The sequence below is a fragment of the Cellulomonas sp. genome (assembly GCF_017744555.1).
GTDB lineage: Bacteria > Actinomycetota > Actinomycetes > Actinomycetales > Cellulomonadaceae > Cellulomonas.
This window is the reverse complement of record NZ_JAGIBD010000030.1, coordinates 12,140-36,541: the sequence shown is the minus strand read 5'-3', so window position 1 is coordinate 36,541 and position 24,402 is coordinate 12,140. Positions and strand designations below refer to the sequence as shown.

Here is a 24,402-nt window from a genome sequence, read left to right as displayed (position 1 = left end):
GGGCGCGCCGATCCGCCCGCTGGGCGCTGGACGTTCGTCCGAGCGGGTGTCAGTCCTCGCCGATGCCCCGGGCGGCGAGCGCGTCGCCGGTGGCGCGCGCGTGACCGACCATGCGGACGGCCGCGGGGACGAGCAGGGCGCGCGGGTCGCGCTCGAGGCCGCGGGCGCGAGCGGCGTCCCACGACTCGTGGGTCGTCTGGGCGAGCACGGGGATCGTCCGCAGGAGGAGCGCGACGGCCAGCGCGAACGTCTCGGGCGGGAGGCCGACGTGCCGCAGCGGCCGCACGAGCCGGGCGAGCACGTCGAGCAGACGGTCCGCGCGCGTCGTGGCCGTGACGACCGCGGCGAGCATCACGAGCGCGAGCAGGTCGGTGACGACCTCGACGGCGGTGGCCCACCCGCGCGCCCACCACTGGTAGGCGCCCACGACGAGGGCCGTGAGCAGCACGGGACGCACGCCGCGCGCCGCCCGGTGCCACGGGACGCGCGAGACGACCTGGAGGACGACGGCGACGCCGAGCGCCACGAGGCCCGAGAACGGCCCCTGTGCGACCGCGATCACCACCCCCGCGACGGCCAAGCCGGCGAGCTTCGCGCCGGCGGGCGCGCGGTGCAGCAGGCTCGTGCCGGGGTGGTACAGGCCGAGCGGGCCGGCCCACGGCGCCCGCAGCGGCGCGCCGGCGGGGGTCCGGCTCATCGGACGTCCCCGACGCGTGGGTTCGTCATGAGGTCGCGGTAGTGCGCGACGCCCGTCGTGGGGTCGCCGTCGAACACGACCCGGCCGGAGTCGACGACGAGCACCCGGTCGGCCTGCTGGGCGGCGTCGAGGTCGTGCGTGACGACCACGACCTGCTGGTCGAGGCCGGCCAGCAGGTCGTCGACCACGCGTCGCCACCGCAGGTCCAGCAGGGTCGTCGGCTCGTCGCACACGAGCACGTCGGGCTCGGTGGCCAGCACCGACGCGAGCGCGAGGAGCTGCCGCTGGCCGCCCGACAGGGCGTGCACCGGTACCTCGGCCCGGTCGGCGAGCCCGAACCGCGCGAGGGCGGCACGTGCCGCGGCGTCTCGCTCGGACGGCGGGAGAGGCAGCCGCCGCAGCGACAGCGCCACGTCCTCGACGGGCGTCGGCATGACGAGCTGCGCGTCCGGGTCGGTGAACATGAACCCGACCCGCCGCCGCACCGCGGCGCCGTCGCGGGCCGTGTCGAGCCCGTCGACCGTGACCCGGCCCGACGACGGCAGCACGAGCCCGTTGAGCAGCCGCGCGAGCGTGGACTTGCCCGAGCCGTTCGCCCCGACGACGGCGACCCGACGCTCCTCGATCCGCAGCGCCACGGGTCCGAGGAGCGTGACGACACGGTCGGCACCGCCCGCCGGGTCAGGGCTGTAGGCGGTGACGACGACGTCGTCGAGGGCGAGGACGGCCATGGCGGTCGGTCAGCGGGTCGGCTCAGCGGCGCGTGCGCAGCAGGTCGGGGTACGCGCGGAACACCGCGAGCGCCACGCCGGCGGCGAGCAGGTTCTTCGCGATGTCGCCGGGCCAGTACTTGAGGTCGAACACGAACGCCTCGGCGTACGACAGGCCGAGCGTGAGGTGCAGGCCGACGATGCCGCCGAGGTGGATCGTGACGATGCTCGCGACGAGCCCCGACAGGAACAGGCCCACGTAGCGCCAGGCGGTCGGCAGGCGCAGGGCGTAGCCGGCGAGGAACCCGGCCAGCGCAGCCGCGAACGGGAAGGCGAGCAGGTACCCGACGGACGGCTTCGACAGCACGGCGACGCCACCGGTGCCCTCGGCGAAGACGGGCAGGCCGGCCAGACCGACCGCCAGGTAGAGCAGGACCGCGAGCGCACCGCGCTTCCAGCCGAGCACCAGGCCGGCGAGGACCACGCCGAACGTCTGCAGGGTGATCGGGACGGGCGTGCCCGTGGGGATGGCGGGGACGAGCGCGCACACGGCGATGAACGCGGCGAACGTGGCGATCAGCGCGACGTCGGTCGCGACGGACCGGCGCGCGACGGGGGCGGGAGCGGCCTCGGGAGTGGCATCGGCCGCGTGCAGGGCGATGGGCTCGTGCTCGGGTGCGGTGCTGGACATGGGGCCCCCTCGGGCGTCGTGACGGATGCGGCTGCTCCCGCTGCGGCGGTCGGTGCGCCCTGCCGGATGCTCTCGGCGGGCGGTGCCAGCGACCGTTGACGACGCTAGCGGGTCGTAGAATTGCGGTCGTTTGCGCCCGTGGCCAAGACCCGGACGCCTTTCTCGGAGGAAACCCACCACGTGATCACCGCCCAGGCCGTCGAGCTGCGCATCGGCGCGCGTGTGCTGCTGGAACCGTCGACCTTCCGCATCGCCGCCGGGGACCGCATCGGTCTCGTGGGCCGCAACGGCGCGGGCAAGACGACGCTGACCAAGACCCTCGCGGGCCAGACGCAGCCGACGGGCGGCCACATCTCGCGCTCGAGCGAGGTCGGCTACCTGCCGCAGGACCCGAGCAGTGGCGACCTGGAGCAGCTCGCGCTCGACCGCGTCCTGTCGGCCCGCGGCCTCGACGAGGTCGTCCGGGCGATGCGCGACACCGAGGGCGCGATGGCGAGCGCGGACGACGAGACGCGCGAGGCGGCCATGGAGCGCTACGCCCGTCTGGAGGCCCGCTTCACGGCGGCCGGTGGTTACGCCGCCGAGAGCGAGGCGCACCGCATCACGTCGAACCTCGGGCTCGACGACCGGGTGCTCGGCCAGACGCTCGGCACGCTCTCGGGCGGTCAGCGCCGTCGCGTCGAGCTCGCCCGCATCCTGTTCTCCGGCGTCGACACGCTGCTGCTCGACGAGCCGACCAACCACCTCGACGCCGACTCGATCGCGTGGCTGCGCGACTACCTCAAGGCGTACTCGGGCGGGTTCATCGTCATCTCGCACGACGCCGACCTGCTGCGCGCGACGGTCAACAAGGTGTTCCACCTCGACGCGAACAGGTCGCAGCTCGACCAGTACTCGCTCGGCTGGGACGCGTACCTGCTGCAACGCGAGACGGACGAGAAGCGCCGCCGCCGCGAGCGGGCGAACGCCGAGAAGAAGGCGGCGGTGCTGGTCGCGCAGGCCGACAAGATGCGCGCCAAGGCGACGAAGGCGGTCGCGGCCCAGAACATGGCGCGCCGCGCCGAGCGGCTGCTGTCGGGGCTCGAGGAGGTCCGCGCGTCCGACAAGGTCGCTCGTCTGCGGTTCCCCGACCCTGCGCCGTGCGGCCGCACCCCGCTCACCGCGGAGGGCCTGTCGAAGTCGTACGGGTCTCAGGAGGTCTTCACGGACGTCGACCTGGCGATCGACCGGGGGAGCAAGGTCGTGGTCCTGGGCCTCAACGGCGCGGGCAAGACGACGCTGCTGCGGATCCTCGGCGGCATCGAGACGTCGGACACGGGCGAGGTGAAGCCGGGGCACGGGCTCAAGCTCGGCTACTACGCGCAGGAGCACGAGACGCTCGACCTCGACCGGACTGTCGTCGAGAACCTCCGGTCCTCCGCACCCGACCTCACGGACACCCAGGTCCGCTCGGTGCTCGGGTCGTTCCTGTTCTCGGGCGACGACGCGGACAAGCCGGCGCGGGTGCTGTCGGGCGGGGAGAAGACGCGGCTCGCGCTCGCGGCGCTCGTGGTGTCGAGCGCGAACGTGCTGCTGCTCGACGAGCCGACGAACAACCTCGACCCGGCGTCGCGTGAGGAGATCCTCGCGGCGCTGCGCGGGTACCAGGGGGCCGTCGTGCTCGTCTCGCACGACGAGGGGGCCGTCTCCGCGCTCAATCCCGAGCGCGTGCTGCTGCTGCCGGACGGCGACGAGGACCTCTGGGGCCCGGCGTACCTGGACCTCATCGCCCTCGCGTAGGGACGATCCGGATCCGGACGGATGTCCACGATCCGGGCGAGATCGTCCAAGTTTCACCCACTCGTTCACGATGTCCGCCTGACGCATCGGGCCACCGAGACGTCGTCGCCGCTCGCCAGCGCGCTCACTCCAGGGGTACGCCGACGGTCGTTCCGCCATCCCGTGCGGCAGCCGGGACCGGTGACGACGAGGGGCAGGACGATGGAGTCGGACAGCACGCGCACGGCCACGCGCCGGTGGAAGGGGCTCGACCTGCCGGTCGCAGGCCGGTACGAGCTCGACACGGCGCACAAGCGGGTCGGCTTCGTCGCCTCGCACATGATGGTGAGCCAGGTCCGCGGCGAGTTCGAGGCCGCCGCTGCCACGATCGTCGTCGGCGAGGACCCGCTCGGGTCGAGCGTCACGGCGATCATCGGGTCCGCGTCGCTCACGACGCACAACGAGGAGCGGGACACCCACCTCAAGAGCCCGGACTTCCTCGACGTCGAGCGGTTCCCGGCCCTCGAGTTCCGCAGCCGCCGGGTCGAGCGGCTCGTCGAGGACGACGCGATCGCGCATTGGGCGCGCCTGCGCCACCACCTGCCGGACCGGTCCCACGTGTCCGAGAAGCTCATCGAGCGGACGGTCGGCGTCGGAGGACGGTTCACGATCGTCGGTGACCTCACCGTCCGCGACGTCACGCACGAGGTCGCGCTCGAGATGCACTTCGGCGGCGCGCGGACCGACCCGTACGGGCGGGAGATCTTCGGCTTCTCGGCGACGACCGAGATCAACCGGGAGGACTTCGGGCTCGTCTGGAACGTCACGCTCGACAACGGCGGGTGGCTCGTCGGCAAGCGGGTGCGCGTCGAGATCGCGGGGGAGGCGATCCGGCAGGGGTGACCAGGGTCAGCGCGGGCGGTCCGGCGATAGCTGGGCGTCGATGAGCGCGTCCTCGTCGTCCTCGTCGCGCCCGCCGCGCCGGTGCGGCCGGTCGACCCGCGGACCCGGTTGTCGCGGCGGAGGCGGTGCGCCCGAGCCGCCGGGCGCAGACGCCGACGCGGCCGGCGCGTCGCTGCGCAGCTCACGCCGGGCGGCGACCGAGAACGCGACCAGGCCGCCGAGCGCGAACGTCCACCACTGGAACGCGTACGACAGGTGCGACCCCGGGTCGGTGCTGGGTGGCTCGAGCGTGCCGAGCGCGACCGCCGCGGCGGGGTCCTCGTCGACCATCTGGCCGTAGGTCGCGTAGGTGTCCGACCCGTCGAGGCCGCCCGCGGCGAGCACCTGCTCGGTCGAGATCGCGTGGACCTGCCCGTCCGGGGCCGGCCGCGTGGACGGCTTCTCGTCGAGCCGCAGCCGCGCCGTCAGGGTGACCGTGCCGGACGGGGGAGCAGGGGCGGCCACGTCGTCGCTCCCGTTCGCCCCGAGCGGCACCCAGCCGCGGTCCACCACCAGGACCGTGCCGGCCTGCGTCGGGGACGCGGACGTGCCCGCGGACGCGTCGTCGACGACGAACGGCACGAGCACGTGGTAGGCGGGGTTCCCGTCGACCGGCCGGTTGCGCAGCAGCACCGTCGCGTCCGCGTCGTAGTGCCCGGTCGCGATGACCTGACGCCACTCGTCGTCGCCCGTGATCGTCGCGCCCGGCCCGTCCAGCACCGTGTCGAGCGGCACGGCCGCGGCGGACCAGTTCGCCTCGACGATCGCGATCTGCCCGTCGCGCCACACGTGCCGGTTCCACTGCCACCGCCCCAGCAGCGAGCACACCACGGCGAGCACCACGGCCACGACGAGCAGCCCGACCGCCCGGCGGACGGCCGACCTCATGGCGCGGCGACCCTCTCCAGGTCGGACACCGGCACGACGTCCTTCAGGAACCCGCGCACGTCGAGGAACTGGCTGAGGTGCTCACGGTGGTCGTCGCACGCGAGCCAGACCTTGCGCCGTTCGGGCGTGTGCAGCTTCGGGTTGTTCCACAGCAGCCCCCACGCCGCCTCGCGCGAGCAGCCGCGCGCGGAGCAGACGAGCTCGTCCACCGCGTCGGGCACAGGACCGAACAGGCTCACCGGTGGCCTCCGATCTGTCCGCTCGTGCCCGTGCCGGGGCCGATCTCCCGCTGCGTCTCGAACGTGACGTCCGTGTCCCGACGCTCGCGGCCCGCGTTGGCGAAGATCACCGCGACGTACGGCAGCACGACCGCGCCCACGATGAAGACGAGCGAGAACGCGATCGGCAGGTGCCCCCACGTGAGGACCGCGAGCGCGAAGCACACGATCCGGATGCCCATCTGAATGAGGTAGCGCTTCTGGCGGCGTGCGACGTCGACGGCCAGCGGCTCGGGGGCCGAGGTGATCCGGTGCACCCCGTCGGGGCTGCCCGGGCGCTCGCTCTTGCTCACCACCTGATCCTAGTCCGGCGCCGTGCACCCCTCGCCCCGACGATGCGTTGTCCGATACCGACAAGCCTCACGGGCGAACGTGTGCCGAGCGCATGCGCCGGTGAACGGGTCGAGTCGGATAGCGTCGTGTCCCGTGCCTGAGACTTCCGACAACGTGAACGCTCCCGCATCGACCCCCCGCAGCGTGCTGGTCACCGGCGCGAACCGCGGCATCGGCCGTGCGATCGCCGAACGGTTCGTGGCGAACGGCGACAAGGTCGCGACGATCTACCGCTCGGGCGACCTCCCCGACGGCGTGCTGGGCGTGAAGGGTGACGTGCGCGACACGGCCGCCGTCGACGCCGCGTTCACCGAGGTCGAGGCCGCGCACGGCCCCGTCGAGGTGCTCGTCGCGAACGCCGGCATCACCCGCGACCAGCTGCTGATGCGCATGAGCGACGAGGAGTTCGCCGAGGTCCTCGACGTCAACCTCACGGGCTCGTTCCGCGTGGCGCGGCGCGCGAGCAAGGGCATGATCCGCCTGCGCACGGGGCGCATCATCTTCATCTCGTCGGTCGTGGGCCTGTACGGCTCGCCCGGGCAGGTCAACTACGCGGCGTCGAAGTCGGCCCTCGTCGGCATGGCCCGCTCGATCACGCGCGAGCTCGGCGGCCGCGGCATCACCGCGAACGTCGTCGCGCCCGGCTTCATCGACACCGACATGACGCGCGCGCTCCCCGAGAAGCAGCAGCAGGCCTACGTCGACGCGATCCCGCTCGGACGGTTCGCCACCCCCGACGAGGTCGCCGCCGTCGTGGAGTTCCTCGGCTCGCCCGCCGCCGCCTACGTCTCCGGGGCCGTGATCCCGGTCGACGGCGGCCTCGGCATGGGCCACTGACACCCCGCACCACCGAAGGAAGAAGAGACAACCATGGGTCTGCTCGACGGCAAGAAGCTCCTGATCACCGGTGTGCTCACCGACGGCTCGATCGCGTTCCACGTGGCGCGTCTCGCGCAGGAGCAGGGTGCCCAGGTGGTGCTCACCTCGTTCGGCCGCCAGTTCCGCCTGACCCAGGCGATCGCCCGCCGGCTGCCCGCGCCCGCCGAGGTCGTGCAGCTCGACGTCACGGACGCCGACGACCTCGCTGCCCTGGCCGACCGTGTGCGCGAGGCGGGGCTCGACTCGCTCGACGGCGTCGTGCACTCGATCGGGTTCGCGCCGCAGTCCGTCATGGGCGGCAACTTCCTCGCCGGTGAGTGGGACGACGTGGCGACCGCGCTGCACGTGTCGGCGTACTCGCTCAAGTCGCTCGCGGTCGCAGCGCAGCCGCTGCTGAACCGGGGCTCCTCGATCGTGGGTCTGACGTTCGACGCGTCGTTTGCCTGGCCGGTCTACGACTGGATGGGCGTCGCCAAGGCCGCGTTCGAGTCGACCGCGCGGTACCTGGCCCGCGACCTCGGCCCCTCGGGCGTGCGCGTGAACCTCGTGTCTGCCGGTCCGATCCGCACGACCGCCGCGAAGTCGATCCCGGGCTTCGAGACGATGGAGGGCGGCTGGCCCGAGCGCGCACCGCTCGGCTGGGACGTGTCGGACCCGGAGCCGACGGCCCGCGCCGTCGCTGCGCTGCTGTCGGACTGGTTCCCGGCGACCACCGCCGAGATCGTGCACGTCGACGGTGGCGTGCATGCCATGGGCCTGTGATGGCACGCTGAGCCGGTGACCGACTCGACCCAGGACCCGCGCAGGCTCCTGCTGCTGCGCCACGCCAAGGCCGAGCACCCGGAACGCATCAGCGACCATCAGCGCCCCCTGTCGCTGGTCGGCCGCCGACAGTCGCCGCGCGTGGGTACGGCCCTCACGGCCGCCGGTCTCGTGCCGGACCTCGTGCTGTGCTCGTCGAGCCTGCGCACCCGGCAGACGTGGGAGCTGGCTCGGACCACGCTCGACGCGGACCCCGAGGTGCAGCTGCTCGACGAGGTCTACGACGCGGGCGTGCGCTCGCTCGTCGAGCTCCTGCAGGGCGTGCCGGCGGAGGCCCGGACCGTGCTCGTCGTCGGGCACGAGCCGACGATGTCGCAGACGGCCGCGGCCCTCGCGAGCCCGGAGTCGGACCCGACCACGCTCGCGCGCGTCCGCGTCGGCGTGCCGACCGCGTCGTGGAGCTGGCTGGAGACGGGGGCGCCGTGGTCCGAGCTCGGGCCGGGGTCGGCGGCGCTGCTGCGCCTCACGCTGCCGGAGTGACGCTCCGCGTGCCCGCCGGTGCACTGCGCGGGCCGCGGAGGACGGCCCGGGCTCACGGCGCCCGGGCCGCGGCGGAGGCCCAGGCTCAGGCGTGCTGCGCGAAGACCGGCAGCTCGAGCACGGCGTCGAGGCGGTCCCGCACGACGGCGTCGGCGGCCTCGCACACGAGCGGCTTGGCGTTGAACGCAACCCCCACGGCCGCGAGGGCCAGCATGTCGAGGTCGTTCGCGCCGTCGCCGATCGCCACGGTCCGCTCCAGCGGGATGCCGGACGCGGCGGCGTAGTCGCGCAGCGCGACGGCCTTGGCGGCCCGGTCGACGACCGCACCCGCCACCCGACCGGTGAGCCGTCCGTCGACGACCTCGAGCGTGTTCGCCCGCACGAGCCGGATGCCGACCCGGGCGGCGAGCGGCTCGACGATCTCGATGAACCCGCCCGACACCAGGCCCACGGGCCATCCGCGTCGGTCCAGCTCGGCCACGAGCTCCACGGCGCCCGGTGTCAGGACGACCTCGTCGAGGACGTCGGCGAACACCTGCTCGGGCAGGCCCGCGAGCGTCGCGACGCGCTTGTGCAGCGACTCCGCGAAGTCGATCTCGCCGCGCATCGCCTGCTCGGTGATCTCCGTGACGAGCTCCTCGGAGCCGGCACGGGCTGCCAGCATCTCGACGACCTCGCCGGTGATGAACGTCGAGTCGACGTCCATGACGACGAGGTGGCGGGACTGCGGGTCGGTGGTCACGGCTCGCAGGCTAGTGCGGCGCCCGCGGCGGGCGCGGACGAGCCCACCACGCGGGACCGTCCGGCGCCGGAGGTCGGCGTCGGACGGTCTGCGGTCGGGCGGACTCCGGGACGCGAACCTCAGTCGGTGATGATCGTGCCCTTGGGCACCACCGTGATCCCGGAGTCGGTCACGGTGAACCCGCGCGCCAGGTCGTGCTCGCGGTCGAGCCCGATCCGTGCGCGCTCCGGGACGACGACGTTCTTGTCGAGGATCGCCCGGTGGATCTGCGCGTACCGGTTGATCTCGACGTCGTCCATGATCACGGAGTCGGTGATCTGCGCCCACGAGTGCGCCTTGATGTGCGGCGAGAGCACCGAGCCCGACACGGTCGCGCCCGACACGAGGACGCCGGGGGACACGATCGAGTCCGCGGCGTGTCCCAGGCGGCCGGCACCCGCGTGCACGAACTTGGCGGGCGGCAGGCCGATGTAGCCGGTGTAGAGGGGCCACTCGTGGTTGTAGAGGTTGAACACGGGCTCGATCGAGATGAGGTCGATGTTCGCCTCGTAGTAGGCGTCGATGGTGCCCACGTCACGCCAGTAGTCGCGGTCGCGCGGCGTGGAGCCGGCGACGTCGTTGCGCAGGAAGTCGTAGACGCCCGCGGTGCCGCGCTCGACGAAGTAGGGCGCGATGTCGCCGCCCATGTCGTGCCGCGAGTCGGGGTTCTCCGCGTCGGCGGTGACGGCCTTGACCAGCGCGTCGGCGTCGGCCACGTAGTTGCCCATCGACGCGAGGATCTCTCCGGGGGAGTCGGCCAGGCCCACGGGGTCGGTCGGCTTCTCGCGGAACGCCTTGATGCGCGTCGCGTCGGTGGGGTCGACCTCGATGACGCCGAACTGGTCGGCCTCCGCGATGGGCTGGCGGATGGCGGCGACTGTGAACTCGGCGCCGGACGCGATGTGCGCGTCGACCATCTGGGAGAAGTCCATGCGGTACACGTGGTCGGCGCCGACCACGACGACGATGTCGGGGCGCTCGTCCTCGATGATGTTGAGGCACTGGTAGATCGCGTCGGCGCTGCCGAGGTACCAGTGCTTGCCGACCCGCTGCTGGGCGGGCACCGCGGCGACGTAGTTGCCGAGCAGCGGCGACATGCGCCACGTCTTCGAGACGTGCCGGTCGAGGCTGTGCGACTTGTACTGCGTCAGGACGATGACGTGCAGGTACCGCGAGTTGATGACGTTCGACAGCGCGAAGTCGATCAGGCGGTAGATGCCCCCGAACGGGACCGCCGGCTTGGCCCGGTGAGCCGTGAGCGGCATGAGTCGTTTGCCCTCGCCACCTGCGAGGACGATTGCGAGGACACGGGGCGCTGCCATGGGGATGACCCTAGGCCCCTGCGACGGTCACGGCGAGGCGTGACCCGCCTCACGCGCTAGCGTGTCGGAAGGTGCCGAGTCCGCCGGGACAGGCCGTGAACCGGAGGTTCCTGTGCGCGTCGACCTGCTGACCCGCGAGTACCCGCCGCACGTGTACGGGGGTGCGGGCGTGCACGTCGCCGGGCTGTCCCACGTGCTGCGTCGCAGCGTCGACGTGCGGGTGCACTGCTTCGACGGCCCGCGCGACGAGCCGGGCGTCAGAGGCTACGTCGTGCCCGGCGAGCTGGCGTCCGCGAACGCCGCCCTGCAGACGCTCGGCGTGGACCTGGAGATGGTCGACGCGGTCGGCAGGACCGGCGACGACGGCGTCGCGACCGACCTCGTCCACTCGCACACCTGGTACGCCAACCTCGCGGGTCACCTCGCGAGCCTGCTGCACGGCGTGCCGCACATCGTGACGGCGCACAGCCTCGAGCCGCTGCGACCGTGGAAGGCCGAGCAGCTCGGCGGCGGGTACGCGCTGTCGGGCTGGGCGGAGAAGACCGCGTACGAGGGCGCCGCGGGCGTCATCGCGGTGAGCGGCGGCATGCGCGACGACATCCTGCGGTCCTACCCCAGCGTCGACCCGGCGAAGGTGCACGTGGTGCACAACGGCATCGACCTCGACGGCTGGAAGCGCCCGGTGGACGACGCGGCCCGCGTCGCGGCCGACGCCACGGTGCGCCGGCTGGGCATCGACCCGGACCGCCCGTCGATCGTGTTCGTCGGCCGCATCACGCGGCAGAAGGGCCTGCCGTACTTCCTGCGCGCCGCCGAGCGCCTGCCGCAGGACGTCCAGGTCGTGCTGTGCGCCGGCGCACCGGACACCCCGGAGATCGCCGCGGAGGTCTCCGGGCTCGTCGACCAGCTCGGGCAGAAGCGGTCGGGCGTCGTGTGGATCGAGCAGATGCTGCCCCGGGACGAGCTCGTGGCCGTGCTCGACGCCGGGACCCTGTTCGCGTGCCCGTCGATCTACGAGCCGCTCGGCATCGTCAACCTCGAGGCCATGGCCGTGGGGCTCCCGGTGGTCGGGACCGCGACGGGCGGCATCCCCGAGGTCATCGACGACGGCGTCACCGGCACGCTCGTGCCCATCGACCAGCTGCAGGACGGCACCGGCACGCCCGTCGACCCCGAGCGGTTCGTCGCGGACCTCGCCGCGGCGCTCACCGACCTCGTCACCGACCCGGAGCGGGCGGCCCGCTGGGGTCAGGCCGCGCGGCGACGCGTCGAGGACCACTTCTCGTGGGAGGCCATCGGCGAGCGGACGCTCGACGTGTACCGCAGCGTGCTGGGCTGACCGGGCCGACGGGCGGGCTCAGCGCGCGACGGTCGTCGCCGCCGCCCCCATCGCCCGCCGCGCCACCCGGTCGACCTCGCGCAGCGCCGTCGACCGCTGGTCCGCCTGCCACAGGTTGACGGCCCCTCCGTCGTCGCTCGCCGCGAGCGCGACGATCCCGCGGAGCCGTGCCGCGCTCGCGAGCACCCGGACCCGCCGTCCGTCGAGCCCGTCGGGCAGGCGCCAGCCGGGCACCTGGGCGTCCCGCAGCGCCACGATCTGCTCGGCCGCCTCCGGGCGCCAGCGAGCGACGTCGAGCTTGACGAGCGCCTCGGTCGCGTCGATGAGGCCCTGCCGCAGCGCGAGCTCGGCCTCCGCGAGCGAGCCCGTGGTGCCCAGCACGGCGGTGCGCCAGTCGGCCACCTCCTGGACCCGCCAGGTGACGAGGTGCCCGGGCTCGACGGCGGAGCCGAAGCGCTCGACGTCGGGCACGGCGGCCAGGCACGCGGTCGGCGTGCGGACGAGCACGCACTCGCCCGCGTCGAGCGCGGCGCTGCTCACCGGCGCAGGCACGGCAGCCGGGTCGCCCGGGGAGGGCACCGCGGCCGCCACGTCCCGGGGCTGGTCGCGGCAGGCCTCGAGCAGACGGCTCAGCGGGCCGGGCGGGTCCTCACCGTCGAGGACCGTGTGCGGCTCGTCGTCGCCTTGCACGGCCCGCAGCAGGGCCCCGCGGTCCGCGGCGGGCTCCGACAGCCACAGCGCCAGCAGCACGGATCGGGGCAGCTCGAGGGTCGCGTCCACCGCACCACCGTAGGCGGCGCGCGCACGTGACCCAGCCCACGCCACGACGCCGGTCGAGCGGCCCGCGGTGACGTCGACGCCGGTTAGGGTCGTCCCCATGACCGACGTGCTCGACCTGCAGGCCGTGACGATCCGGCGGGGGACGACGACGATCCTCGACCGCGTGAGCTGGACGGTGCGCGAGGGCGAGCGGTGGGTCGTCCTGGGCCGCAACGGCGCCGGCAAGACGACGATGCTGCAGGTCGCGTCCGGTCGGATGCACCCGACGAGCGGCACCGCGGACCTGCTGGGCGAGCGGCTCGGTCGGGTCGACGTGTTCGAGCTGCGGCCCCGGATCGGGCTGTCGAGCGCGGCGCTCGCGGACCGGATCCCGGCGGGGGAGACGGTGCGCGACGTGGTGCTCACGGCCGCGTACGGGATGACGGGGCGGTGGCGGGAGTCGTACGAGCAGGTCGACGAGTCCCGGGCCGCCGACCTGCTGCGCGCGTTCGGCGTCGACCGGTTCGCGGACCGGTACTTCGGGACGCTGAGCGAGGGCGAGCGCAAGCGCGTGCAGATCGCCCGGTCGCTCATGACCGACCCCGAGCTGCTGCTCCTCGACGAGCCCGCGGCGGGCCTCGACCTGGGCGGCCGCGAGGAGCTGGTCGCCGCGCTCGCCGAGCTGGCCGCCGACCCGCGCTCGCCCGTGCTGGTGCTCGTGACGCACCACGTCGAGGAGATCCCGCCCGGCTTCACGCACGTGCTGCTGCTGCGCGACGGCACGGTGCACGCGGCCGGTCCGGTGCACGAGGTGCTCACGGCCGACAACCTCACCGGTGCGTTCGGCGTCGACCTCGTGGTCGACCACCGGGACGGCCGCTGGTCCGCCCGCGCCGCCGGCTGATCCACGTTTCTGGTCGGTAGAACACCAGACGAAGGCAAAGCCGACGTCTAGGATCGGTGTGTACATCGAGGTCCTCGGCGGGCCTCACCAGGTACGGAGGTCGCCCTGATGGACTGGCTGTGGTGGCTCGGAGCGGCGTTGCTCTTCGGCATCATGGAGATGCTGACGCTCGGCCTCGTGTTCCTCATGTTCGCCGGCGGGGCGCTCGCCGGCGCGCTGGCATACGCCCTCGGCGCCTCCGTCCCCGTGCAGATCCTCGTCGCGGGCGTGACCTCCGCCCTGCTCCTGGGGGCGCTGCGCCCCTGGCTGCTGCGGCACCTGCGCCAGCGCAGCCCGCTCGTCGAGACCAACTCGGCCGCGCTCGTCGGCCGTGACGCCGTCGTCGTGTCGACCGTGACGGTCGACGCCGGCCGCGTGAAGCTCAACGGCGAGGTGTGGAGCGCGCGCGCCGAGGCCGGCGCCGCCATCCCGCCCGGCACGTCCGTCCGGGTCGCCCGGATCGACGGTGCCACCGCCGTCGTGACGCAGTCGGTCACCGGGCCCGGCGCAGTTCCCGGCGTCGGCGGCACCGCCCCGCACGCCTGACCGGCCCCTCGCCGGTCCCGCATCGCCGCGCCGGCGAGCTCGTCGGCGCGTGACTCCCAGGAGGATCCATGGACGACACGACCAACGCGGGTCAGATCGCGCTGTACCTCGTGCTCGGGCTCGCTCTGCTGTTCGTGATCGTCGGGCTCGTCCGGTCGGTGCGCATCGTGCCGCAGGCCGCCGCGCTCATCGTCGAACGGCTCGGTCGGTACAAGAAGACGCTCGACGCCGGGCTTCATCTGCTGATCCCGTTCGTCGACCGGGTCCGCGCCGGCGTGGACCTGCGCGAGCAGGTCGTGTCGTTCCCGCCGCAACCGGTGATCACGTCCGACAACCTCGTCGTGAGCATCGACACGGTCATCTACTTCCAGGTCACCGAGCCGCGGTACGCGGTGTACGAGATCGCCAACTACATCCAGGGCATCGAGCAGCTCACCGTCACGACGCTGCGTAACGTCGTTGGGTCGATGGACCTCGAGCAGACGCTGACGAGCCGCGACCAGATCAACGGCCAGCTGCGCGGCGTGCTCGACGAGGCGACCGGCCGCTGGGGTGTCCGCGTGAACCGCGTCGAGCTCAAGTCGATCGACCCGCCGGACAGCATCAAGGGCTCGATGGAGCAGCAGATGCGCGCCGAGCGGGACCGGCGTGCCGCGATCCTCACGGCCGAGGGCGTCAAGCAGTCGCAGATCCTCACCGCCGAGGGCGAGAAGCAGGCCGCGATCCTGCGGGCCGAGGGTTCGGCGCAGGCGACGATCCTCACGGCCGAGGGCGAGGCGCGCGCCATCCTGCAGGTGTTCGACGCCGTGCACCGTGGCGACGCCGACCCGAAGCTGCTGGCCTACCAGTACCTGCAGACGTTGCCGAAGATCGCGCAGAGCCCGTCGAACAAGATGTGGTTCCTGCCGTCCGAGCTGTCCGGTGCGCTCGGCCAGCTCGCGAAGGGCTTCGGGGGAGGGTTCGTGCCCGAGGGTGGCGAGCCCGTGCGCGAGCCGGGCGCGTCGCCGCTGGGCGACGAGCTGCCGCCGGTCGCGCTGACCGACCCGGCCGAGGCGCTCGCGGAGGCCCGTCGTGAGTCGGCGGCCGCGACGGCCGACGCGACGAGCGCCGGCACGCTGAGCGGCGTGCCGTTCGACCCGACCGTCGAGCTGGGCCAGCGGCCCGGGGCGCCCGCGGTGCCGCAGCGCGCGGCGCAGCCGCCGGTGCCTCCGAACCCGCCCGCGCCGAACCCGCAGGCCGCTCCGCCGGAGGACGCCCCGCAGCAGTGAGCAGCAGCGACGCCCCCGTTCACCCAGAGCGAACGGGGGCGTCGCCGTTTTCCGTGGCGGAGTGAGTGCTCACTCAGTTACGTTCGCCGCATGAACGTCGCCGTGCAGGAGTCACCCCGAGCGGGCCGGGCCTCTCCGCTCCCGCCCGAGGAGCGTCGCCGGTCGATCCTCCGGGCCGTCGGGCCCGTGATCCTCGAACGTGGCATCTCCGCCACCACCCGCGAGCTGGCCGAGGCAGCCGGTGTCGCCGAGGGGACGCTGTTCCGCGTCTTCGACGACAAGGCCACCCTCATGCGGGCCGCCGTGTTCGCCGCGCTCGACCCCGCGTCGGCCTTGCCGGACATCGAGGCCATCGACCGCTCGTTGCCGCTGCGCGACCGGCTGCTGACCCTCGTCGCCATCGGCTTCGACCGTGTGGGCTCGATGGTCCGGTGGTTCGCCCTGATGCACGAGGTCACCCGCGCCATGCCCGAGCGGGCCGAGGCGGAGGCCGAGCGCGGGCGGCAGGAGTGGATGGCGAACCAGGAGGCCGGCGCCGCGGCCGTCAAGGCGGCCGTCATCGACATGCTGCGGGCGGACGCCCCGTCGTTCCGCATCCCCGTCGAGCGCGTGGCCGAGCTGTTCGACGTGGTGGTCCTCGGCAGCGCGATGCAGTCTGGCCAGGCGATGCGCCGCGGCGTCCCGCCCCCCGCGCACGACCCCGCCGACCTCGTCGACCTCCTCCTGCACGGCGTCCTGGCTCCCGGCCCCGTCCGCGACCGCACCGCACCCCCGTCCGCACCCGTTCTCGAGAGGACCTCCTGATGCTCCTCCGGCTGCTCCGCGAGCACCTGCGCCCGTACCGCGGCGCCGTGACCGCGGTCGTCGTCCTGCAGCTCGTGCAGACGATGGCGACGCTGTACCTCCCCAGCCTCAACGCGCGCATCATCGACGACGGCGTCGTCACCGGTGACACCGGCGAGATCATGCGGCTCGGCGGCGTGATGCTCGCCGTGAGCCTCGTCCAGGTGGTGTGCGCGATCGTCGCCGTCTACTTCGGCGCCAAGGCCGCCATGGCGTTCGGCCGTGACGTCCGCGCGCGGCTGTTCGGGCACGTCCAGACGTTCTCGGCGCAGGAGGTCGGCAAGTTCGGCGCACCCACGCTCATCACGCGCACGACGAACGACGTGCAGCAGGTGCAGATGGTGACGCTCATGACGTTCACCTTCATGATCATGGCGCCGATCATGCTGGTCGGCGGCGTCGTGATGGCGCTGCGGGAGAACGCCCAGCTCTCGGCGACGCTGCTGTTCGCCGTGCCGGTGCTGGCCGTCGTCATCGGCCTCATCGTGTCGCGGATGGTGCCCTACTTCCGGTCCATGCAGAAGCGCATCGACGCGATCAACCGGGTGCTGCGCGAGCAGATCGCGGGCATCCGGGTCGTGCGGGCGTTCGTCCGGGAGCAGCGCGAGTCGGCGCGGTTCGCGACCGCCAACCGCGACCTGTACGACGCCTCGCTCAAGACCGGACAGCTGATGGCGCTGATGTTTCCCGTCGTCATGCTCGTGCTCAACGTGACGAGCGTGCTCGTGCTGTGGTTCGGCGCGCGGCTCATCGACGACGGCTCGATGCAGATCGGGGCACTCACGGCGTTCCTCAGCTACATCGCCTACATCCTCTTCGCGGTGATGATGTCGACGATGATGTTCGTGATGGTGCCGCGCGCCGTCGTGTCCGCCGAGCGCATCGGCGAGGTGCTCACGACGGACACGTCCGTCCTCCCGCCCGTCGAGGCGCAGCCGCTGCGGCGCGTGCGGCCGGGCCTGCTGGAGCTGCGCGGCGTCGAGTTCCGCTACCCGGGGGCCGAGGAGGCCGTGCTGCACTCCGTCGACCTCGTCGCGGAGCCCGGCAAGACGACCGCGATCATCGGGTCCACGGGATCCGGGAAGACGTCGCTGCTCAACCTCGTGCCGCGCCTGTTCGACGTCACGGAGGGTGCGGTGCTCGTCGACGGCGTCGACGTGCGGGACCTCGATCCCGAGGACCTGTGGTCGCAGGTCGGGATCGTGCCGCAGAAGCCGTACCTGTTCGCCGGGACCGTACGCTCGAACCTCGAGTACGGCCGGCCGGGCGCGTCCGACGACGAGCTCTGGCACGCGTTGGAGGTCGCGCAGGCACGGTCGTTCGTCGAGGAGCTGGACGGCGGGCTCGACGCGCCGATCACGCAGGGCGGCACCAACGTGTCCGGCGGCCAACGGCAACGGCTCGCGATCGCGAGAGCGCTCGTCCGACGACCGCACATCTACCTGTTCGACGACTCGTTCTCGGCGCTCGACTACGCGACCGACGCGGCCCTGCGGGCGGCGCTCGTCCCGGAGACCCGCGACGCGACGGTGCTCGTGGTCGCGCAGCGCGTCGCGACGATCCGGCACGCCGACAAGATCGTCGTGCTCGAGGACGGCGCCGTCGTGGGCGTCGGTACGCACCGCGAGCTGCTGGAGTCGTCGGAGACGTACCGCGAGATCGTGTACTCGCAGGTCAGCGCGGAGGAGGCAGCATGAGCGGCCAGCGTCCCGCCGCCCCGGTGGCACCCCGCCCCGGCACCGGCGGCCGACCCGGTCCTCGCGGCGGCCCCGCGGCCTGGATGGGTGCGGCGGGCATGCCCACCGAGAAGTCCATGGACTTCCGCGGCTCCGGTGCCCGGTTCCTGCGCGAGCTGCGCTCCGAGCGGCTCGTCCTCGTGGGCGTCGTCGTGCTCGCCGTGGCGTCGGTGACCCTGTCCGTGATCGGGCCCAAGCTGCTGGGCAACGCGACCAACGTGATCTTCGACGGCGTCGCCGGGCGGCTGCTGCCCGCGGGCATCACGAAGGAGCAGGCCGTCGCCGGACTGCGGGCGCAGGGACAGGACCAGCAGGCCGACATGCTCCAGGGCATGAACGTGGTGCCCGGCCAGGGCATCGACTTCGACCAGCTGCGCACCATCCTGCTCGTCGTGCTCCTCGTGTACCTCGGGGCGTTCCTGTTCGGCTGGATCCAGGGCCGGCTCACCGCGGGCGTCGTCCAGCGGACCGTCTACACGCTGCGCGAGAAGGTCGAGGCCAAGCTGTCGCGGCTGCCGCTCAGCTACGTCGACGGCCAGCCGCGCGGCGAGCTGCTGAGCAAGGTCACGAACGACATCGACAACGTCGCCCAGTCGCTCCAGCAGACGCTGTCGCAGCTCATCACGTCGGTGCTCACCGTCGTCGGCGTGCTCGCGATGATGTTCTGGATCTCGCCGCTCCTCGCGCTCATCGCGCTCGTCACGGTGCCGCTGTCGGTGTGGATCGCCGCCATGATCGCGAAGCGGTCGCGGCCGCAGTTCATCGACCAGTGGGCGCAGACCGGTCAGCTCAACGCGCACATCGAGGAGATGTACACGGGGCACTCGCTCGTCACCGTCTTCGGCCGGCAGCAGGAGGCCGCCGAGGTGTTCGCCGAGCGCAACGAGAAGCTGTACCAGTCGAGCTTCAAGGCGCAGTTCATCTCCGGGACGATCCAGCCGGCGCTCGGGTTCGTGTCGAACGTCAACTACCTGATCGTCGCCGTCGTCGGCGGCCTCTGGGTCGCGTCCGGCACGATGTCGCTCGGTGACGTGCAGGCGTTCATCCAGTACTCGCGGCAGTTCAGCCAGCCGATCAACCAGATCGCGTCGATGGCGAACCTGCTGCAGTCCGGCGTCGCGTCCGCCGAGCGGGTGTTTGCGCTGCTCGACGCGCCCGAGCAGGACCCGGACCCGGCCGAGCCGGTCACGCCCGACCAGCCCGTGCGGGGGCGGGTCGCGTTCGAGAACGTGGCGTTCAGCTACTCGCCGGACAAGCCGCTCATCGAGGACCTGTCGCTGGTGGCCGAGCCCGGGCAGACGATCGCGATCGTCGGGCCGACGGGCGCGGGCAAGACGACGCTCGTCAACCTCCTCATGCGGTTCTACGAGGTGGACTCCGGGCGGATCACGCTCGACGGCGTCGACACGCGCGACATGACCCGGCACGCGCTGCGCTCGCAGATGGGCATGGTGCTGCAGGACACGTGGCTGTTCGGCGGCACGCTCGCGGAGAACATCGCGTACGGCGTCGACGGCGCCACGCACGAGGAGATCGTCGCGGCGGCCGAGGCGACGCACGTCGACCGGTTCGTGCGCACGCTCACCGACGGCTACGGCACGGTGGTCGACGACGAGGGCTCGAACGTGTCGGCGGGGGAGAAGCAGCTGCTCACCATCGCGCGCGCGTTCCTGGCCGACCCGTCGATCCTCATCCTCGACGAGGCGACGTCCTCGGTCGACACCCGCACCGAGGTGCTCGTCCAGCAGGCCATGAACGCGCTGCGGGCCGGGCGGACGTCGTTCGTCATCGCGCACCGGCTGTCGACCATCCGGGACGCCGACGTGATCCTCGTGATGGAGCACGGCGCGATCGTCGAGCAGGGTTCGCACGACGAGCTCCTCGCCGCCGAGGGCGCGTACGCGCGGCTGTACGCGAGCCAGTTCGCGGCGGCGGTGTCGCCCGTCGAGTGACGTTCACCCGTCCGGCGCCACCCCGGGACCTCGGGCCTCGGGACGGCGCCGGACGGCACGTAGTCTGCGCGCATGGCACCACCCACCCCGCGCCTGCGACGTGACCGGTTCACGGTCACCCTGTACGGCAGCTTCATCGTGTGGGGCTGGCTGCTCTACAGCTTCAACCCGAGCGTGCCGCTGCTCGCCGACGACCTCGGCATCAGCAGCGCGCAGGCGGGCCTGCACGGGACGGCCATGGCGGTCGGCGGGATCGCCGCCGCGTTCGTCGCTCCCTGGCTCGTGCGGACCCGGGGCCGACGGTCCGCGCTCGTGTCGTCGTGCCTGCTCGTCGCGGCCGGCATCGTCGCGATCCTCGCGGCCCCCGGCCTCGCGTGGAGCCTGACCGCGATGCTGTTCTTGTCCCTCGGCGGCAACGTCGCGATCGCGTCCGCCCAGCCCGGGCTGGTCGTGCACCACGGACCCGCCGCGTCCGCTGCCGTGACCGAGGCGAACGGGGTCGGCGCGAGCGTCGGGCTGGTCGGTCCGCTCGCGGTCGGTGCGACCGTCGCGCTCGGCTGGGGGTGGCGGCCCGCGGTCGCGGTGACGGCTGTGCTCGCCGTGGCGAGCGCCCTGCTCTACTCCCGGCTGCCCGTCGGCGGGGCGATGACGCCGCCGCGCGACCGACGGCGGGCGTCCGAGGAGGCGGTCGTCGTCGACCTGCCCGCCGCGACGCCGCCCGACGGCGTGTCCCTCGACGCCCAGGTCGTCGACGATGCCGCCGAGCGGTCGCGGCGCCTGGCGCGGATCCCCGCCTGGTGCTTCCTCGCGTCGCTCGTCGCGGGCGTCTCGCTGGAGTTCGCCACGACCTACTGGTCCACCGACCTCGTGCGCGAGCAGACGGGCGCCGGTGCCGGGATCGCGGCGGCCACGACGGCCGGCCTCGTGCTCGGCATGGCGGCGATCCGGTTCGTCGTCGGGCCGGTGTCGCTCCGGGTGTCACCCGCGCTGCTGCTCGCGGGGTCGTTCCTCGTCTCGATCGTCGGCTGGGCGGTGCTGTGGACCGCCACGTCGCCGGGTGTCGCGATCGCGGGGCTGGTCGTCGCCGGCCTCGGCTACGGAGCGCAGTACCCGCTGTCGATCTCGCTCCTGCTCGCCACCGCCTCGGGCTCCGGCGACCGGGCGCAGGGCCGTGCGACCTTCGCGGGGAGCGTCGCGGTCGGCGTCGCGCCGTTCGCGCTCGGGGCGCTGGCCGACGCCGTCGGCGCCCACCAGGCGTTCGTGGTGGTCCCGGTCGTCGCGCTGCTCGGCGCCGCCGCTGCATCCGTGGGCGGGCGGGCGCAGCGTCGGCTGCTCGCTGCGGGGGCGGCGGAGACCACCCCGGTGCCGGACGCGGTTCGATAACGGTTTCCACGTCTGGCAAGGTGAGGCGTCGACCACACCTGGAGGAGCACGGCATGCACCACCACCTGGACCACGCCCCTCTGGGCGCGGCCGACCCGACCCTGCAGCACCGCGTCGCGGACGTCACCCTGACCGTGCTCGGGCCCGACGGGCGGCCGCTCGCCGACACGCCCGTCGTCGTCGAGCAGCGTCGGCACGCGTTCCTGTTCGGGTGCACCGGGTTCGAGCTCATCGGCCACGCGAACGGCGCGTCGGACGCCGCCACCGAGCAGCTCGCCGACCAGTGGCTCGACCTGTTCGACGCCGCGACGCTGCCGTTCTACTGGGGACGGTTCGAGCCCGAGCGCGGCAAGCCCCGCACCGCCGGCCTCCTACGGACCGCGCAGTGGTTCGCCGACCGGGGCGTGCGCCTCAAGGGGCACCCGCTCGTCTGGCACACCGTGCAGCCGCAGTGGCTCCTCGAGCTGTCCGTCGACGAGATCGAGCAGGCGCAGCGCGACCGCATCCACCGCGACGTCCGCGACTTCGCCGGCCTCATCGACACGTGGGACGCGATCAACGAGGTCGTGATCATGCCCGTCTTCGACAAGGAGGACAACGGGATCACGCGGCTCGCGTGGGAGCGCGGACGCCTCGACATGATCAAGCTCGCGTTCGAGTCGGCACGCGAGACCAACCCGGGTGCGACGCTGCTGCTCAACGACTTCGACATGTCGACCGCGTACGAGTGCCTCATCGAGGGCGTCATCGAGGCCGGCATCCAGGTCGACGTGCTCGGTCTGCAGAGCCACATGCACCAGGGGTACTGGGGCGAGGAGAAGACGTTACGCATCCTCGAGCGGTTCTCCCGCTTCGGGCTGCCGATCCACTTCACGGAGTCGACGCTGCTGTCCGGCGAGCTCATGCCCCCGGAGATCGAGGACCTCAACGACCACCAGGTCGACTCCTGGCCGTCGACGCCCGAGGGGGAGGAGCGGCAGGCCGACGAGATCGTCCGGCACTACCGCACCCTGATGTCGCACCCGTCGGTGCACGGGTCGACGTACTGGGGTCTGCCCGACACGGGTGCGTGGCTCAACGCACCCGCGGGTCTGATCCGGCCCGACGGGACGCCCAAGCCCGCCTACCACGCGCTGCGCAAGCTCGTGCGCGAGGACTGGTGGCTCGCACCGACGACGCTCGTCACGGACGCCGACGGTCGCGTGCCGGTCAGCGGGTTCCTCGGCGACTACGCGGTGACTGCCGGGGACCGGTCGGCGACGTTCGCGCTGACGACGGCCGGTGCGGGGACGGTGTCCGCCCGGCTAGCCTGACCCGTCGTGGTCATCGCGGCGATCCCCAGCCCGTCGCAGGGCGTGTGGCACCTCGGTCCCGTGCCCGTGCGCGGGTACGCGATCTCGATCCTCGTCGGCATCGTCGTCGCCGTCTGGATCGCGCGGCGCCGCTGGCAGGCCCGCGGCGGCGACCCGGACACGGTGCTCGACATCGTGTTCTGGGCCGTGCCGTTCGGGATCGTCGGCGCGCGGCTGTACCACCTGGTCACGTCGCCCGACGAGTACTTCGGGCCCGGCGGCCACCCGTGGCGCGCGTTCGCGGTGTGGGAGGGCGGGCTCGGGATCTGGGGCGCGATCACGCTCGGCGCCCTCGGGGCCTGGATCGGCGCCCGACGGGCGGGCGTCCGGCTGCCGCCGTTCGCCGACGCCGCCGCGCCTGCGTGGCTCGTCGCGCAGGCCCTCGGTCGTCTGGGGAACTGGTTCAACCAGGAGGTCTACGGCGGTCCGACCACGCTGCCGTGGGGGCTGCGGATCGACGACGCGCACCTACCGCCCGGGGTCGCGTCCGGGACGCTGTTCCACCCGACGTTCGTCTACGAGATGGTGTGGACGCTCGGCGGTGCCGCGCTCGTCGTGTGGGCCGACCGGCAGTTCCGGCTCGGGCACGGGCGTGCGTTCTGGTTGGCCGTCGTCGTCTACACGAGCGGGCGGCTGTGGATCGAGCTGCTCCGCGTGGACCCCGCGCACCACCTGCTCGGGGTCCGGCTCAACGTGTGGACCTCGCTCGTGGTGCTGACCGGTGCGCTCGTCGCGTTCGTCGTCGTCGGGCGGCGGCACCCCGGGCGGGAGACGACGCTGCAGCGGGACGACGCCCGCGTGGAGGCCCGGTCGAGCTGATGGTGTCGCCTGCGAGGATAGGCCGGTGCCACGTCTCGACCTGCAGCCCGTCACCGACCCTTCCGACGAGCGGCTCGCCGACTACGTCTCCCTGACCGACGTCGCCCTGCGGTCCAGGCACGAGCCCGCCAAGGGCCTGTACATCGCGGAGAGCTCGACGGTGCTGGGCCGCGCGCTCGCCGCCGGCCACCGCCCCCGATCCGTGCTGCTCGCGCCGCGCTGGGTGCCCGACCTCGAACGCATGCTCGCGTCACTGCCGGACGACGACGTCGCCGTGCCCGTGTACGTCGCCGAGGAGCCCGTGCTCGAGGCCATCACCGGGTTCCACGTGCACCGCGGTGCGCTCGCGGCCATGCACCGCCCCGCGCTGCCCTCGGTCGAGTCCGTGCTGCGCCGCGCGCGCGGAGGAGCCGGGGCGCGGCGGGTCGCGGTGCTCGAGGACATCGTCGACCACACCAACGTCGGGGCCGCCTTCCGGTCCGCGGCCGCACTCGGCGTCGACGCCGTGCTCGTGACGCCGCGGTGCGCCGATCCGCTGTACCGGCGGTCCGTGCGGGTGTCGATGGGGACCGTGTTCCAGGTGCCGTGGACGCGCATCGACCCGTGGCCGGACGGGATCTCCGAGCTGCGTGACGCCGGCTTCGTCACCGCCGCGCTCGCGCTGTCCGACGACTCCATCACCCTCGACGCGCTCGTCGCGGACCCGCCCGAGCGGCTCGCGATGGTGCTCGGCGCCGAGGGGCACGGGCTCAAGCCGGTGACGGTCGCCGGGTCGGACCTCGTGGTCCGCATCCCGATGGCCGGCGGGGTCGACTCGCTCAACGTCGCGGCCGCCGCGGCGGTGGCGTTCTGGGCGACGCGGGTCCGTGAGTGAGCCCGGG

25 protein-coding genes are annotated in these 24,402 nt (G+C 73.0%); 16 read left to right on the top strand and 9 right to left on the bottom strand.

Features of this window, described 5'->3' with window-relative positions:
* Positions 1 to 49: 49 nt before the first annotated feature.
* Genes J7523_RS16315 through J7523_RS16305 form a run of 3 tightly spaced genes read right to left on the bottom strand, consistent with a single transcriptional unit; the run spans position 50 to position 2,098 of the window.
* A complete protein-coding gene (locus tag J7523_RS16315) occupies positions 50 to 697 on the bottom strand; it encodes an energy-coupling factor transporter transmembrane protein EcfT (protein WP_291888924.1) in 648 nt (215 codons plus the stop codon).
* Positions 694 to 1,428, bottom strand: a complete 735-nt coding sequence (locus tag J7523_RS16310; RefSeq protein ID WP_291888922.1) for an ABC transporter ATP-binding protein — start codon at positions 1,426 to 1,428, stop codon at positions 694 to 696. The genes J7523_RS16315 and J7523_RS16310 overlap by 4 nt, the downstream gene beginning before the upstream one ends.
* A gap of 22 nt (positions 1,429 to 1,450) precedes the next feature.
* Positions 1,451 to 2,098 (bottom strand): biotin transporter BioY, encoded by a 648-nt coding sequence (locus J7523_RS16305; protein ID WP_291888920.1) that lies wholly within the window; start codon positions 2,096 to 2,098, stop codon positions 1,451 to 1,453.
* 180 nt (positions 2,099 to 2,278) lie between these two features.
* Here J7523_RS16305 and J7523_RS16300 point away from each other — a divergent pair, with 180 nt between their 5' ends.
* Together J7523_RS16300 and J7523_RS16295 are read left to right on the top strand one after the other, a co-directional pair.
* Positions 2,279 to 3,877, top strand: coding sequence for an ABC-F family ATP-binding cassette domain-containing protein (locus tag J7523_RS16300; protein ID WP_291888918.1), 1,599 nt, complete (start codon positions 2,279 to 2,281; stop codon positions 3,875 to 3,877).
* Positions 3,878 to 4,078: 201 nt separating this feature from the next.
* Positions 4,079 to 4,759: a YceI family protein gene (locus J7523_RS16295; RefSeq protein WP_291888916.1), complete on the top strand. Its 681-nt coding sequence runs from the start codon at positions 4,079 to 4,081 to the stop codon at positions 4,757 to 4,759.
* A 6-nt stretch (positions 4,760 to 4,765) separates the two neighbouring features.
* Here J7523_RS16295 and J7523_RS16290 read toward each other — a convergent pair whose 3' ends face one another.
* The 3 genes from J7523_RS16290 to J7523_RS16280 are packed head-to-tail and all read right to left on the bottom strand — an operon-like array spanning position 4,766 to position 6,257.
* Positions 4,766 to 5,686, bottom strand: coding sequence for an SURF1 family protein (locus J7523_RS16290; protein ID WP_291888915.1), 921 nt, complete (start codon positions 5,684 to 5,686; stop codon positions 4,766 to 4,768).
* Positions 5,683 to 5,925: a hypothetical protein gene (locus J7523_RS16285; protein WP_291888914.1), complete on the bottom strand. Its 243-nt coding sequence runs from the start codon at positions 5,923 to 5,925 to the stop codon at positions 5,683 to 5,685. The genes J7523_RS16290 and J7523_RS16285 overlap by 4 nt, the downstream gene beginning before the upstream one ends.
* On the bottom strand, positions 5,922 to 6,257 hold the full coding sequence (locus J7523_RS16280) for a DUF3099 domain-containing protein (RefSeq protein ID WP_291888912.1): 336 nt from the start codon (positions 6,255 to 6,257) through the stop codon (positions 5,922 to 5,924). The genes J7523_RS16285 and J7523_RS16280 overlap by 4 nt, the downstream gene beginning before the upstream one ends.
* 133 nt (positions 6,258 to 6,390) lie before the next feature.
* Between J7523_RS16280 and J7523_RS16275 the strand changes: the two genes are divergently transcribed.
* From J7523_RS16275 to J7523_RS16265, 3 genes are read left to right on the top strand one after another with little or no spacing between them, the layout of a single operon-like run.
* Complete coding sequence (locus J7523_RS16275) at positions 6,391 to 7,134, top strand: beta-ketoacyl-ACP reductase (RefSeq protein WP_291888910.1); 744 nt, start codon at positions 6,391 to 6,393, stop codon at positions 7,132 to 7,134.
* Between the two features lie 33 nt (positions 7,135 to 7,167).
* Positions 7,168 to 7,938 carry an enoyl-ACP reductase FabI gene (gene fabI / locus J7523_RS16270; RefSeq protein ID WP_291888909.1) on the top strand — a complete coding sequence of 257 codons (771 nt, stop codon included), beginning with the start codon at positions 7,168 to 7,170 and terminating at the stop codon, positions 7,936 to 7,938.
* A gap of 15 nt (positions 7,939 to 7,953) precedes the next feature.
* The gene (locus J7523_RS16265) at positions 7,954 to 8,478 is read left to right on the top strand and encodes a histidine phosphatase family protein (RefSeq protein ID WP_291888908.1); all 525 of its coding nucleotides are present in this window, start codon (positions 7,954 to 7,956) and stop codon (positions 8,476 to 8,478) included.
* An 85-nt stretch (positions 8,479 to 8,563) separates the two neighbouring features.
* Here J7523_RS16265 and serB read toward each other — a convergent pair whose 3' ends face one another.
* Together serB and glgC are read right to left on the bottom strand one after the other, a co-directional pair.
* The gene (serB, locus tag J7523_RS16260) at positions 8,564 to 9,220 is read right to left on the bottom strand and encodes a phosphoserine phosphatase SerB (RefSeq protein ID WP_291888907.1); all 657 of its coding nucleotides are present in this window, start codon (positions 9,218 to 9,220) and stop codon (positions 8,564 to 8,566) included.
* 119 nt (positions 9,221 to 9,339) lie between these two features.
* Positions 9,340 to 10,581, bottom strand: a complete 1,242-nt coding sequence (gene glgC, locus J7523_RS16255) for a glucose-1-phosphate adenylyltransferase (RefSeq protein ID WP_291888905.1) — start codon at positions 10,579 to 10,581, stop codon at positions 9,340 to 9,342.
* Positions 10,582 to 10,693: 112 nt separating this feature from the next.
* On the opposite strand from glgC, the gene glgA reads away from it, so the two are divergent.
* Positions 10,694 to 11,920, top strand: coding sequence for a glycogen synthase (gene glgA / locus J7523_RS16250; RefSeq protein WP_291888904.1), 1,227 nt, complete (start codon positions 10,694 to 10,696; stop codon positions 11,918 to 11,920).
* An 18-nt stretch (positions 11,921 to 11,938) separates the two neighbouring features.
* On the opposite strand, the gene J7523_RS16245 is transcribed toward glgA, so the two are convergent.
* Entirely contained in the window at positions 11,939 to 12,700 is a 762-nt protein-coding gene (locus tag J7523_RS16245; protein ID WP_291888902.1) for a hypothetical protein, read from the bottom strand.
* Positions 12,701 to 12,797: 97 nt separating this feature from the next.
* On the opposite strand from J7523_RS16245, the gene J7523_RS16240 reads away from it, so the two are divergent.
* From J7523_RS16240 to J7523_RS16195, 10 genes are all read left to right on the top strand, one after another.
* Entirely contained in the window at positions 12,798 to 13,583 is a 786-nt protein-coding gene (locus J7523_RS16240; protein ID WP_291888900.1) for an ABC transporter ATP-binding protein, read from the top strand.
* A 108-nt stretch (positions 13,584 to 13,691) separates the two neighbouring features.
* Positions 13,692 to 14,168, top strand: coding sequence for an NfeD family protein (locus J7523_RS16235; protein WP_291888898.1), 477 nt, complete (start codon positions 13,692 to 13,694; stop codon positions 14,166 to 14,168).
* Positions 14,169 to 14,236: 68 nt separating this feature from the next.
* Entirely contained in the window at positions 14,237 to 15,436 is a 1,200-nt protein-coding gene (locus J7523_RS16230; RefSeq protein WP_291888895.1) for an SPFH domain-containing protein, read from the top strand.
* A gap of 90 nt (positions 15,437 to 15,526) precedes the next feature.
* Positions 15,527 to 16,240: a TetR/AcrR family transcriptional regulator gene (locus J7523_RS16225; RefSeq protein ID WP_291888893.1), complete on the top strand. Its 714-nt coding sequence runs from the start codon at positions 15,527 to 15,529 to the stop codon at positions 16,238 to 16,240.
* Positions 16,240 to 17,976 carry an ABC transporter ATP-binding protein gene (locus tag J7523_RS16220; protein WP_291888891.1) on the top strand — a complete coding sequence of 579 codons (1,737 nt, stop codon included), beginning with the start codon at positions 16,240 to 16,242 and terminating at the stop codon, positions 17,974 to 17,976. The genes J7523_RS16225 and J7523_RS16220 overlap by 1 nt, the downstream gene beginning before the upstream one ends.
* Complete coding sequence (locus J7523_RS16215; RefSeq protein ID WP_291888888.1) at positions 17,973 to 19,967, top strand: ABC transporter ATP-binding protein; 1,995 nt, start codon at positions 17,973 to 17,975, stop codon at positions 19,965 to 19,967. The genes J7523_RS16220 and J7523_RS16215 overlap by 4 nt, the downstream gene beginning before the upstream one ends.
* Before the next feature lie 72 nt (positions 19,968 to 20,039).
* Complete coding sequence (locus J7523_RS16210; protein ID WP_291888885.1) at positions 20,040 to 21,350, top strand: MFS transporter; 1,311 nt, start codon at positions 20,040 to 20,042, stop codon at positions 21,348 to 21,350.
* A gap of 53 nt (positions 21,351 to 21,403) precedes the next feature.
* Entirely contained in the window at positions 21,404 to 22,663 is a 1,260-nt protein-coding gene (locus tag J7523_RS16205; protein ID WP_291888883.1) for an endo-1,4-beta-xylanase, read from the top strand.
* Positions 22,664 to 22,669: 6 nt separating this feature from the next.
* Positions 22,670 to 23,521 (top strand): prolipoprotein diacylglyceryl transferase, encoded by an 852-nt coding sequence (lgt, locus tag J7523_RS16200; protein ID WP_291888880.1) that lies wholly within the window; start codon positions 22,670 to 22,672, stop codon positions 23,519 to 23,521.
* 25 nt (positions 23,522 to 23,546) lie between these two features.
* The gene (locus J7523_RS16195; protein WP_291888877.1) at positions 23,547 to 24,395 is read left to right on the top strand and encodes an RNA methyltransferase; all 849 of its coding nucleotides are present in this window, start codon (positions 23,547 to 23,549) and stop codon (positions 24,393 to 24,395) included.
* Positions 24,396 to 24,402 lie beyond the last annotated feature (7 nt).

What these genes read in the sequence shown, in the direction of transcription:
- J7523_RS16315 (WP_291888924.1), bottom strand. Translation starts at nt 697, where the DNA reads ATGAGCCGGACCCCCGCCGGCGCGCCGCTGCGGGCGCCGTGGGCCGGC.
- J7523_RS16310 (WP_291888922.1), bottom strand. Translation starts at nt 1,428, where the DNA reads ATGGCCGTCCTCGCCCTCGACGACGTCGTCGTCACCGCCTACAGCCCT.
- J7523_RS16305 (WP_291888920.1), bottom strand. Translation starts at nt 2,098, where the DNA reads ATGTCCAGCACCGCACCCGAGCACGAGCCCATCGCCCTGCACGCGGCC.
- J7523_RS16295 (WP_291888916.1), top strand. Translation starts at nt 4,079, where the DNA reads ATGGAGTCGGACAGCACGCGCACGGCCACGCGCCGGTGGAAGGGGCTC.
- J7523_RS16290 (WP_291888915.1), bottom strand. Translation starts at nt 5,686, where the DNA reads ATGAGGTCGGCCGTCCGCCGGGCGGTCGGGCTGCTCGTCGTGGCCGTG.
- fabI (WP_291888909.1), top strand. Translation starts at nt 7,168, where the DNA reads ATGGGTCTGCTCGACGGCAAGAAGCTCCTGATCACCGGTGTGCTCACC.
- glgC (WP_291888905.1), bottom strand. Translation starts at nt 10,581, where the DNA reads ATGGCAGCGCCCCGTGTCCTCGCAATCGTCCTCGCAGGTGGCGAGGGC.
- J7523_RS16240 (WP_291888900.1), top strand. Translation starts at nt 12,798, where the DNA reads ATGACCGACGTGCTCGACCTGCAGGCCGTGACGATCCGGCGGGGGACG.
- J7523_RS16235 (WP_291888898.1), top strand. Translation starts at nt 13,692, where the DNA reads ATGGACTGGCTGTGGTGGCTCGGAGCGGCGTTGCTCTTCGGCATCATG.
- J7523_RS16230 (WP_291888895.1), top strand. Translation starts at nt 14,237, where the DNA reads ATGGACGACACGACCAACGCGGGTCAGATCGCGCTGTACCTCGTGCTC.
- J7523_RS16225 (WP_291888893.1), top strand. Translation starts at nt 15,527, where the DNA reads ATGAACGTCGCCGTGCAGGAGTCACCCCGAGCGGGCCGGGCCTCTCCG.
- J7523_RS16220 (WP_291888891.1), top strand. Translation starts at nt 16,240, where the DNA reads ATGCTCCTCCGGCTGCTCCGCGAGCACCTGCGCCCGTACCGCGGCGCC.
- J7523_RS16215 (WP_291888888.1), top strand. Translation starts at nt 17,973, where the DNA reads ATGAGCGGCCAGCGTCCCGCCGCCCCGGTGGCACCCCGCCCCGGCACC.
- J7523_RS16210 (WP_291888885.1), top strand. Translation starts at nt 20,040, where the DNA reads ATGGCACCACCCACCCCGCGCCTGCGACGTGACCGGTTCACGGTCACC.
- J7523_RS16205 (WP_291888883.1), top strand. Translation starts at nt 21,404, where the DNA reads ATGCACCACCACCTGGACCACGCCCCTCTGGGCGCGGCCGACCCGACC.